General features: G+C 39.2%; 6 protein-coding genes. 1 reads left to right on the forward strand and 5 read right to left on the reverse strand.

The window, feature by feature from the left end; genetic code table 11:
* Window positions 1-404: 404 nt before the first annotated feature.
* From ACP6PM_RS04570 to ACP6PM_RS04580, 3 genes are all read right to left on the reverse strand, one after another.
* Window positions 405-2,402 carry a diguanylate cyclase gene (locus ACP6PM_RS04570; protein ID WP_426582265.1) on the reverse strand — a complete coding sequence of 666 codons (1,998 nt, stop codon included), beginning with the start codon at window positions 2,400-2,402 and terminating at the stop codon, window positions 405-407.
* Window positions 2,403-2,832: 430 nt separating this feature from the next.
* A complete protein-coding gene (locus ACP6PM_RS04575; protein ID WP_426582267.1) occupies window positions 2,833-4,491 on the reverse strand; it encodes an ABC transporter permease in 1,659 nt (552 codons plus the stop codon).
* 50 nt (window positions 4,492-4,541) lie between these two features.
* Window positions 4,542-4,664 (reverse strand): hypothetical protein, encoded by a 123-nt coding sequence (locus tag ACP6PM_RS04580; RefSeq protein ID WP_293105312.1) that lies wholly within the window; start codon window positions 4,662-4,664, stop codon window positions 4,542-4,544.
* 437 nt (window positions 4,665-5,101) lie between these two features.
* Between ACP6PM_RS04580 and ACP6PM_RS04585 the strand changes: the two genes are divergently transcribed.
* Window positions 5,102-6,238 (forward strand): ABC transporter ATP-binding protein, encoded by a 1,137-nt coding sequence (locus tag ACP6PM_RS04585; RefSeq protein ID WP_426582269.1) that lies wholly within the window; start codon window positions 5,102-5,104, stop codon window positions 6,236-6,238.
* Window positions 6,239-6,740: 502 nt separating this feature from the next.
* Here the strand turns inward: ACP6PM_RS04585 and ACP6PM_RS04590 are convergent.
* Window positions 6,741-7,790, reverse strand: coding sequence for a Fe(3+) ABC transporter substrate-binding protein (locus ACP6PM_RS04590; protein ID WP_426582271.1), 1,050 nt, complete (start codon window positions 7,788-7,790; stop codon window positions 6,741-6,743).
* 1,153 nt (window positions 7,791-8,943) lie between these two features.
* A partial coding sequence (locus ACP6PM_RS04595) for a DUF7507 domain-containing protein (RefSeq protein WP_426582273.1) occupies window positions 8,944-12,163 on the reverse strand: 3,220 nt, incomplete at its 5' end.

Below are 12,163 nucleotides of genomic sequence, written 5' to 3' on the forward strand. Positions count from 1 at the left end.
GCTCTGAATTGGCAATACTTAGAATCAGTGAAATTACAGTTATAATTTTTACTAATATCATGTCTAGTTGAACAGTTATAAATAATTAGGGAGGATTCAGGAGTCAGAAGTCAGGATACAAGAATATATAGCAATCAGGAATCAGATGTGAGAATTGAGGTGTTCCTTAAAAGGATAGAATATAGCAGTTATCTTATGAAGAAGATACATTTTCTTCTTCCCAGTTAAGTGTTCCCAGTTAAGTCTTCCCTAAAAGTCTCCAATATCTCACAACTCAAATCATATTGCTATATTTTGATATTATTAGTTATTTTTTTATGGTTAATTGAATTTGATTTGATATTTATTAATTCCACCCAAACTAGGAGAATATAAAATTATAAAATTCAAGGATATTTACTACTCTAATTTTGATACAAAACAACTCGATTACGTCCGGTTTTTTTCGCCCTATATAAAGCTCGATCTGCCCGTTGCACAATCTCTTCTCCTGTATTTCCATGTAAAGGAAAACAGGCAACTCCCAGAGAAATCGTTATGGATGGCAGAGTTTCTCCCTGATTTTTTAGGGATAAGGATCTTACTCCCGAACAAATATTTTCTGCTCTCTGTTTAGCGACACTTATAGGGGTATTAATTAAAATTAAAGTCATTTCTTCTCCACCGTAACGACAGGCAATATCATATACTCTAACTTGTTGCTGCAAAAACCTCCCTAGTTCTCGGAGTACGATATCTCCAACATCATGACCATAAGTATCGTTAAATCGTTTAAAGTGATCGACATCTACCATGATGACACTTAAAGGTTGTTGATTACGTTTAGCTCTAATAATCTCTTGCTTGAGATATTCATCTAAATAACGGCGATTAAATAAACCTGTTAAAGCATCACGAATACTATCATTTCTTAATTGTTCTCTCAGTTTGAGGTTGTAAAGTGCTAAAGAAATTTGTTCGGCAACAGTATGAACTAATTGTTTTTGATGGTGACTAATTTTTTCTGAACATTCTGTTCGCAGATAAAACAACCCCCAAACTTTACCTTGATTTAATAGAGGAATACAAATAGTTGTGGTAGGTTGAGACTCGCGATCGACATGATGACAAAATAATCCTGGTTGAGCATTACTAGCAATATGAGTTTGTCCCCGTCGTAATGCCCAACAATCATTAAATTTCACTAAGGTTTCACTATCTGCCAGATTACCATAAGAACTAACACTTTCAAACTTACAATTACACTCATCTTTCAATAATACACTGCTAGAAAACCCTGGAAATAATTTTTTGAGAAATTCTGCCAGGAATTTATTAGCGTCTTCAATTTTTTCGCACGCTTGTAAAAATTCCATCATTTGGTTAATCGTTGTTATTTCATAGTTGCGTTGCTCTAGTTTATTTACTGATTCTTGCAAACGCCCTACCTGTTCTTCCAAACGACTATTATTACGATACAAGAGTTCGATTTTTTCGGTCTGTAAGTCTTGTATTTCCTGTCGCAATGTATGGATAACTCCACACATATCTAGAGGATCTAAATTTTGCAATATATTAGTTTGAGTTATCAGACCTAGCAGTTTGCCATTACGATCGCATACAACTAATCGCCGTACTCGCAGCTTTTGCATTTGTTGATGACTTTGCCATAAAGTATCCACAGGACTTAAAGTAGATAAAGGTGTATTCATAATGTCTGAGGCTTTTAATTTATTGAAATTCAAGCCTAGTGCTTGAAATTGCACAATATCTCTTTCTGTAACAATTCCAATTGGATGTAATATTTGTTGTTTATCTGTGCAAACAATCACTATACAACTCACTCGATACTTTGCCATTTTTTCAGCTATGGCAAGTACAGATGAATTAGGTGAATCATGAATAACATCAGTATTCATAACTTCTTTAATTTCTCTATGTCTTAGCAAGTCAAATGATTTTAGGGAATTACGAATACTTGTGGGAGTAATCAACCCTAGCAATTCTTTGGCCTCGGATAATACTGGTAGGTGACGAATTTTATACTGCTGAAAATAGTTAATCACGGTATAAATATCTTCTATCTCCGAATCAGATATTGTAATTAACTTATCAGTCATTACATCACTAATTTTTATCTGCTCGACTTGAACTTTTGAGGCAATTAACCTCACTATATCGCGCTCAGTTAGTATTCCTAATAGTTGATTATTTTCAACTACTAATAAGCAACTCGAACGACTTTTTATATCGATACTTTGATTTGATTCTGTGGGTAAATTTACCTTCACATCATTGTTTTTTGGTTGACTGAGCCGATATATTGCTTCTGCTAATGAAATATCTGGAGTAACAGTTAGGGGACTACGATCCATTGCAACTTCAATTGTGAAGTTTGACAACAGATTTTTGTTAATAGACATGGCTCAGAATAGATATAAAATTATAAATTATAGAATACAATAAATCTTCTAAATAGGGTACTGTTAATTGTAATAAAATATTACCGATAGATATCTTTATTACTAATTATATAGAATCAGGTTTAACAGTCGTCCGCAGCGACGATAGGAAGCAATCTCCGCGCACCCCTGAGATTGCTTCCTTCCACGGAGTGACCGTCGCAATGACTTGAGTATAGTAATTATCCGGATTAGATATTATTACTCTATATCAATCAATATTAAATCGTAGAATGCACAGGTCTCATTCTACTAGTGGTCTGTCAAGTTTGAATTGATGGGGATTTCAAAATTGAAAAGCTTATCAATCAAGACTTTTAAGAATTCATCACCCATCAAAATAAGTTTGACAGACCACTAGTTGATAACCATAAAGAAATTGTTAATAATCTTAACTTTGACGCGACTTAGCAATTCTTAAGCTGAGTAGGATTACTGGTATTATTCCTACCAATACAATTGCTAAAGCCGGACCTGCTGCTTCAGTTAATCTTTCATCAGCAGCCAAATTATAAACCCGAACTGCCAAAGTATCAAAATTAAACGGACGAATTACCATTGTTGCTGGTAACTCTTTCATTACATCTACAAATGTCAACATTGCTCCTGTTAGTAAACCACCCCACATCATCGGTACATGAACTTTAATTAAAGTTTTAGTGGGGCTATAACCTAAACTCCGAGAAGCATCATCTAAACTTGGTTGAATTTTCACTAAACTTGACTCAACAGCACCAAATGCTACTGCCATAAATCTGACTAAATAAGCAAAAACTAATGCTGTAATAGTGCCACTGAATAATAAACCAGTTGAGATGCCAAACATGGAACGCATAAAACTATCAATGGCATTATCAACTGTACCGATAGGAATCAAAATTCCTACGGCAATAACTGAACCGGGTACAGCATAACCCATTGCTGCAATGCGAGTTGATACACGCATTCCCAAATTTCGATTTATACGTACTCCATAAGCCATGATCAGAGCGATCGCTACTGCCAAAACAGCGGTAATTGCTGCCAAAGTCAAACTATGGGAAGCATAATCCCAAAACCGACCCCGAAAACTTGCCCCGCTCTCAGCAATAGTCATTTGTAGTAATAATCCTGCTGGCAAGAGAAAGCCTAAAAAAACTGGCAGTAAACAAGCAATAAAAGCACCTAATTTCCGCATTCGAGTTAAGTGAAATTGTTGTAAATGTTGCTGTTGACTGGTAGTTTGATAATATTTTGCTTGCCGACGCGACCATAATTCGAGCAAAATTAACCATAAAATAAATAATAGTAACACTGCTGCTAACTGTGCTGCTGCTACCCTTTCCCCCATACCAAACCAAGTACGATAAATGCCAGTGGTAAATGTATCGACTCCAAAATATTGCACCGTACCGAAATCATTGAGGGTTTCCATTAGTGCTAGAGCTAAACCTGTAATTATTGCTGGTCGCGCCAGAGGTAGAGCTATTGTGAAAAAACTCCCCCAAGGGTTTGCTCCTAAAGAACGACTAGCTTCTAAAGTACAGGTTGACTGTTCTAAAAAGGCGACTCGCGTTAGGAGATAAACATAGGGGTATAAAGTTAGGGTTAACAGGGCGATCGCTCCGCCAATGGAACGAATTTCTGGGAACCAATAATCGTTTACACTGGTCCAACCAAATATTTCTCGCAACCATGTTTGTATAGGGCCATAAAATTCTAGGAGTTCTGTATAAGTATAGGCTAAAATATAAGCGGGTGCTGCTAGGGGTAATAACATTGCCCATTCAAATAGACGACTCCCAGGAAAACGGCACATTGTAATTAACCATGCTGCTCCTACTCCAATGACTGAAACTCCACAACCTACTCCTACCATTAATATGAAGGAGTTGAGCAGATAACGGGGTAAGACCGTAGAGGCTAAGTGACTCCATATCTCTGCTGTATCTGAGAAAATACTGCTGAGGACAAATATTACAGGCGCTGAGATGAGGGAGGCGATCGCTACAACAAATACTGTCCAAGCATTCCAGTTGAGACGGTTAAATTTTTTTATATTATCAAACATTTTGGTTTTAGATATTAGAATATTTTTTAGCAACTTAATGAGAACATTTTCTAAAAAGTTAGGTTAAGATAATTTAAGAATAAATAATGTTCTAGACGACTTTGAGAACTATAACGCACATTCTCAAATTCTCTTTGAAACTGGGTTTCTGGCATAACCGTTGGTAGTCCCACAATGTTTGTTCATCAACCCAGTTTATGTTTTAACTTTTAAAAGATAAGACCTCTCCCCCAACCCCTCTCCTGCAAGGAGAGGGGAGAGACGCTTACCCTTCCCTCCTCCCCCCTTTCAAAGCTATCCCTGATAAGGAACTCCTGAAAACCGTGTGGTCCGTGTGGTCCGTGTGGTCCGTGTGGGGGGTGTGGGAAGTGAGAATCTTGTCTGTAGTTCTCAAAAAAATGTCTAATTCAATACACTTTTCTCCAGAAAAAGCATCTCGAAGGCTAACACATAACTTGTATATTTTGTCAAGTTTTATGTTCAGAAAGATGTTGATAAAGCATAGCTTTCAAAGGGGGGTAAGGGGGGTTAGGTTTTTCAACCCACATTTTCAAACTAGACACGCTAGGACTGATAACTAATAACTGAAATGACGGAGGTTAAGAAATAAATGGCCCAATCGGTAATTCTCCATCTGGAGAGTGTCAACAAGCAATTTTCTCGTACTACTACCCCTGCGGTACAAAATGTAAATTTAACACTATATCAGGGAGATATATTGGGGTTATTGGGGCCTTCAGGTTGCGGTAAAACAACTTTATTGAGAATTATTGCTGGATTTGAGCAACCGCAGTCAGGTATTATTTTAATTAATGGGCGGGTAGTTGCTGGTAGACATGATTGGGTAGTACCAGAAAAACGCAATGTTGGTATGGTATTTCAGGATTATGCTTTATTCCCCCATTTGACTGTAGCCAAAAATATTGCTTTCGGGCTACACAATTCTGGCAAAAAGTCAAGTACACAAATTAATCATCAGGTAGCAGATGTTCTGGAATTGGTAGGTTTGTCTGGTCTAGAAAATCGTTATCCCCACGAATTGTCTGGAGGTCAGCAACAACGGGTAGCTTTGGCGCGTGCTTTGGCACCAAATCCAGCGTTGGTATTATTGGATGAACCTTTGAGTAATTTGGATGTACAGGTGAGGATTAGATTACGCCAGGAATTACGAGATATTCTTAAAAGTGCCGGTGCTTCAGGAATTATTGTCACCCATGACCAGGAGGAGGCAATGGCTATTTCTGACCGGGTGGCAGTAATGCGAGCTGGATGTGTGGAACAATTTGGTACGCCAGAAGATATTTATACTGAACCTGCTTCTAAATTTGTAGCGGAGTTTGTGACTCAGGCTAATTTTTTGCCTGCACGTCGTCGCGACCAGGTTTGGGAAACGGAGGTTGGTGCTTTTGAGTTGACAAATAATAATGTGTTTCGTGGGGAAGTTAGTAGTTTGGATGAATTCGATCATCTTGAGTTGATGATCCGTCAAGAAGATTTGATGTTGAAAGCTGATGATGAGGGGTCTATGGTGATTCGCGATCGCCAGTTTTTGGGTCGTGAATTTCGTTATTGTTTACAAACTGAGTCTGGAAAAGAATTAATTGCTCGCACTACCCCACAAGTAGCATTGCCAATTGGAATTCAAGTCAAGGTATCTGTTGCTGAAGATAACTTGCGAGTTTTTCCCACAATACCTGAAGAAAAGTATGTGAAGTCTTCTGAGTTAGTCGGAAGTAGGCATTTTTGATATCAGTAGGGGTTTGGAGAACAAACCTCTACAGTGAATTTATTTCTTTCTGCATTAAGGTCATTGTAGTGGACCGTTTCATCTAAAGTAGTGCATTAGATTTGTCATTGCGTTTCGCTCCGCGACATGAAAAGCGCAGCTTTGCGATAGCAAACCACAGTGTTTGCGGAGCAGTCCGTCAGGATAGCAATCTCCAGACACTTTTCTATTGCAACATTTAAGATGAAACAGTCTAGTAGTGAACCGACACATCTAAAATGGTGCAATAGTAGGGGTGGGTTCCACGTTAAATTAACGAGTTTAACCATCAGATCAAATAAACCCGCCCCAAAATCTACCACACAAAATTAGCCGTGTCGGTCATTGTAGCAGGGGATGGGGTGGTGAGGCGGTGAGGCAATGGGGCGGGTTCATCTCATTTAATATTGATATTATTAGTTTAATGCTGAACTCGCCCCTACTATTACAACATTTGAGGTATGTCACACCAGTAGATATACTACTACTTCCAACCCACACGATCCATTAATTTAATCGCGTCAGCATTCAACTTGCCATAAACAGCAACATTAGTAGAATCAGTCTTGAAATCACCAAAGGTTGTCAACACACTAGGAACAGGTACACCTGCAACTACAGGATATTCGTTATTCCCTTCAGAGAATATTTTTTGAGCTTCTGGACTGGTTAAATGTTCGAGAAACTTAATTGCACCCTCTTTATTCGGAGCAGTTTTAACTACCCCACCACCACTAATATTAATGTGGGTACCGCGCCCATCTTGGTTGGGGAAAAACATACCGACTTTTTCTGCAACTGCTTTATCTTCTCCTTTGCTAGATTTTTTCAAACGCGCCAAGTAGTAGCTATTAGCAATACCAACATCACCAATGCCAGCAGCAACAGCCTTTATTTGAGCAGTATCATTTCCTTCTGGAGGTCTCGCAAAGTTTGCAACAAAGCCTTTTGCCCAACTTTCTGCATCTGACATTCCGTGAATTTCGATTAAAGATGCTATTAAAGATTGGTTGTAAATATTGCTCGAGGAGCGGATTACAATTTTACCTTTCCATTTGTCTGTAGCTAAGTCTTCATAACTTGATAGCTCAGAAGGTTTAACTTTATCTTTGTTATACATAATTACCCGCGCCCGTTTGGAGAAACCAAACCATAAGTTTTCCGGACTGCGGAGGTTAGCTGGAATTTTACTATTGAGAGTAGACGAAGAAACTGGTTGCAAGATTCCGGTTGCTTGGGCACGCCACAGACGACCTGCATCAACTGTGATAAAGACATCTGCAGGACTGTTAGCTCCTTCACTTTTAATTCGTTCAATTAATTCATCTCCCTTGCCTTCAATTAAATTAACTTTGAGACCAGTTTTTTTGGTGAAACTGTCGTAAAGAGCTTGGTCAGTGTCGTAGTGACGGGAAGAATAGAGATTAATTGCACCACCTTGGGCTAATCCTCGGTTGCTTTTTCCCAGTTCCGCAAGTGCTACAGTTGCCATTGCTGTGCCTGTTCCTAGAAATACTCGTCTAGTTATTTTCATTTTTAATTTTCTCCTTGTTCTTTCTCTGTAAGTATGTATAGGTAATTACCTCATACTGGCTGATTAATTTTAATGATATTGCAAGTTATTCTTAATAAATTTAATCCTTTATTGGGATTAATTTATAAAAAATTCGGCTCTACTCCTGAAAGCCTGTGATAATTTGACCTGATTTTGTCTATAAAATAGTGACTTTCACAATTGATAAATGTTTCTGGACACTAACTAATTTAACTCAGAATTTTTATTGCAGCACAATTAAATATACTTGTCAAGTAGTTATTGATAAATTATCTCTTATTATGATGTCCAGATGAACAGTTATAAATAATTTAGGGGGGAGTCAGGAGTCAGGATTCAGGAGTCAGGAGTCATATAGAATCCGGTTGAAAGGTCGTCATTCCAACGATAGGAAGTAATCTCGCGAAACCCCTGAGATTGCTTCCTTCCACTCTGTTCAAGTCGCAATGACTTAGCTATAGAATTATCCAGATTCTATATCAGGAGTTAGAAAGGAGCTTCTTCCGCGCCAGTTATATCAAATCTGGTTGAATACTTATTGTATAGTTCGGGGAGTAAGGGGGGTGGGAAGTGTGGGGGGGTGTGGGAAGTGTGGGAAGTGTGGGAAGTGTGGGAAGTTTGGGAAGTTTGGTCCGTGAAGTATAGATATAAACATATAGTATATAACCGGATTCTATCAGGACTTACGCAAATTGAGTTTTAAAGCACTATCTGTAGGGGCGAATGGCATTCGCCTTCCCTATATGTAGAGTATCTGCGTAAGTCCTGTCTATATTAGAGGGAAAATAGGTTTTTAGGAATTTCATACCGTGTTTCACCAACACCCAACAACTTTTTTATCGCTTATATCATGTCCGGTTGAATAGTGATAATTAAAGCTTGTAGTAGGGCTTTAGCCCTATCTATAGTTCGGGCTAAAGCCCTACTACAAACAAAAACTTTTTTATCGCTTATTGTCTGGATATCATATTGAGCTATTAACCAAGGAGTTCAATCCTTGGTGATTCTAACGCCAAAAAAAGAGTTTCACAGAAATTACGTCTGTGAAACTCTTAAATCAATTCAGCTATTTACCTGGTTTAAATTTCTAGATTTACTATGAGTCAATGTCTAGAAAGTCTATCCAAGAAAATTAGATATTGAAGTCAGGGTTAACATAGTGACTCCAATCTTCATCGGTGATACCGGGGAAACCATTGACACTAACACTACCAATGTTTTCATAAACACCGCTGCTTGTTTCACCCGGTACAGAAACATCAAGTTTTCTCAACTTGAAGGCATCGTGATTGTGGTCGGTACGAGCAGCAATAACCAGGGTATCACCTTTTAACTCATCAGCATTAAAGTCAGCCCAGCGATCGTAGTTACCACCATTGTTATTTTCCTTAGCGAAGTCATTTAAGATATCGCTATTCAAATTTGTAATATCCCCATCGCGATTACCTATCCAGGCTGTGATATCGCTATCACCACTGACATAATCTAGGAATGCGCGATCTACAGTTACTTCTTTGTCGAACTCAAAGAGGATATAATCGTTGCTAACACCATTATCTACTAGGTGACCGGAACCACCTTCATTCTGGTTGGTAACTCCTAAACCACTGCCATAAGCTCCAAGGTAAGCCTTTTTCCAGTCTCCACCACTCTTATTACTGCTGAATGCGCTGACATCGACTGATACACCATCTTGACTAAAGGTACGGACGTTTCCGTAATGACCCGTTGTGTAACTATGACCTGTGAGGTGGAAGGTGATGTCTTCGGAACTTGTAGTAGTTGTTAAATCTTCAGCAATTCCTGTCTGCTGATAAGTCCATGTTTCACCAGGATCTAAGGTGTCATCTTGATTTAAGAGAGTTGTGATATCACCTTCTTTGTCGTCAGTTACCTTAATATCAGCTTTATCAAAAGGTACATTACCAGTGTTGGTTACTTCATAAGTCCAAGTCACTGTCTCACCAGCAGCAATTTCTACTGCTTCATCTGGAGTGTCAGCATCCTTTTTCGTAGCATCTGGACCCTTAGTGAACTTCTCAATATCAATACCAGGATTTTGAGGTTCAGGTTCGCCTTCAGGGTTAGTGTAACCACTTTGGTCTTCATCACTTACAGAACCAGCGGTTACAGTTCCAATATTGACGTAATTGCCGATGCTTGTTTCACCCGGTACAGAAATATCAAGCTTTTTCAGTTTGAAGGCATCATTACTGTCATTTGTTTTCGCCGCAATAACCAGAGTATCACCGGTTAACTCATCAGCATTAAAGTTAGCCCAGCGAGCGCGGTCACTACCACCACGGCCACCATTCTTATTTTCCTTGGTGAAGTCATTTAAGATATCGCTGTTCAAAAGTGAGATATCTCCATCGCGATCGCCTATCCATACTGAGATATCGCTATCTTGGCTGATAGAACTCAGGAATGCGCGGTCTACAGTTACTTCTTCATCGAATTCAAAGAGGATATAATCGTTGCTATGACCATTATCCACTCGGTGATGAGAACCACTTTCATTACGGTTAGTAACACCTAAACCACCGCCATAAGCTCCCAGATAAGCAGTCTTCCAATTTCCACCACTCTTATTACTGCTGAATGCACTGACATCAACTGATACACCATCTTGAGTAAACTTACGGACATTTCCGTTACTACCTATTGTGGAACTGTTACCTGTGAGGGTAAAGGTGATATCTTGGGAACTTGTAGTAACGGTTAAATCTTGGGCTTCTTCCGTGGCGGAAGTGTATGTCCAGGTTTCACCTGCACTGAGAATGCCATCTGAGCCAACATCAGTAGATGCAACTAGAGTGGGAATAAAGTCATCACCAGTATCATCCGGAGTTCCGTTGTCGTCACTGATGATAACTTCATTAGCTGTGAAGTCTACATTACCTGTATTTTCCACAGTGTAGGTAAAGGTGACATCCGCACCTGCTGCAATTTCGGGTAGATTATTGAGGTCAGTAACGTCAATTCCATTGACGAACTTCTCAATGTTGATACCAGGATTTTGAGGATCGGGTTCGGGGTTAACATAGTTAGCGGGGTCGGTATCACTTTCATCACCAACAGTCACTTTACCAATATTGGTGTAAAGTCCGGGTGCTGTTTCTGTGGTTATCTTGTCAAAATCAAGGCTAGATACAGAACCACTGCCTTTCAATTTAACCTCTAACTTAACGACATCATCATCATTGATGCCTAAAGTTTGGAAACTGTTGTCACCCGGTGCAGGAATATTGGTAGTTTTCACATTTCCATCTGCATCAGTAGTGAAAACTTTACCACCGCTTTCCTCAATATCCACAAAACTGAGGGAGTTGACATCAACTGGATTATTCTCATCAAATTCAAAGGTTATAGTACCGCCACCAGCTTTGTCATCAGGATCGGAACTGTCACCATCTTCAGAAATAATGAGGATGTTACCCTGAGCTGTGGTGTTGTTAGGGCCATCACCAGGAGTTGCCAGGTCATCATCTCCACCCGTCGGATTAGAACTATCGAAGATCATGGCTTCGTTAGAACCGCCAGTCGCTGAAATCGTTACACCAAGATTTGCATACTGATCGTCAATGACAGTGCCAGCATCGAAGCCTTCAAAATCAATCACATGATTTGTTGTGGTTGCAGTGCTAACCGATAAATCCTCGGCAGGTAGTGTTTTTGTGTAATGCCAAGTTTCATCAGGATCTAGTTCATTATTTTGGTTAGCATCGCCTTCGTTAAAGTCACCGTCTAAAACTGGATCGGGATTGAAGTCATCACTTGTATCGTCAGGAGTTCCGTTATCATCTGTGACAATTACTTCATCCTTTGGAAATGAGACGTTACCAGTATTTTTCACCTTATAGGTAAATTTAGCGTCTGCACCAGGAGCAATTTCAATTGCTTCCTCAGCGGTATTTGCGTCTTCACCATTGACGAACTTCTGAATTTCGATACCAGGATTTTGAGGTTCTGGTTGTTGATAACCAAAGTCTTGGTTGAGGTTATCTTCCCCTGTTCCCAGAGTTACATCAGACATACTGTCATTACCACCATCAGGGTCAACAGTATTTACTACATCGTCTGGTAAAGTATCCGTATCTACCATTACTGTGTAGTCACCACTGTTTAATCCATCGAATAAGTATTTACCATCAGAACCTGTGGTTTGGGTGGCGTCAAATGTTCCATCACTATCAATGTCTAGTTTGACTTCTACTCCTGCTATTCCTTCACCATCATCTGGAGTACCATTTCCATTTTCATCTAGGAATATTGTGTCACCGATACTACCTAAGTCTTGTTGATAACCAAAGTCTTGGTTGAGGTTATCTTCCCCTGTTCCCAGAGTTACA

It is taken from the genome of Dapis brunnea BLCC-M229, from assembly GCF_050015995.1.
Taxonomy (GTDB): Bacteria; Cyanobacteriota; Cyanobacteriia; order Cyanobacteriales; family Microcoleaceae; genus Trichodesmium.

What these genes read in the sequence shown, in the direction of transcription:
- ACP6PM_RS04590 (WP_426582271.1), bottom strand. Translation starts at nt 7,790, where the DNA reads ATGAAAATAACTAGACGAGTATTTCTAGGAACAGGCACAGCAATGGCA.
- ACP6PM_RS04570 (WP_426582265.1), bottom strand. Translation starts at nt 2,402, where the DNA reads ATGTCTATTAACAAAAATCTGTTGTCAAACTTCACAATTGAAGTTGCA.
- ACP6PM_RS04575 (WP_426582267.1), bottom strand. Translation starts at nt 4,491, where the DNA reads ATGTTTGATAATATAAAAAAATTTAACCGTCTCAACTGGAATGCTTGG.
- ACP6PM_RS04585 (WP_426582269.1), top strand. Translation starts at nt 5,102, where the DNA reads ATGGCCCAATCGGTAATTCTCCATCTGGAGAGTGTCAACAAGCAATTT.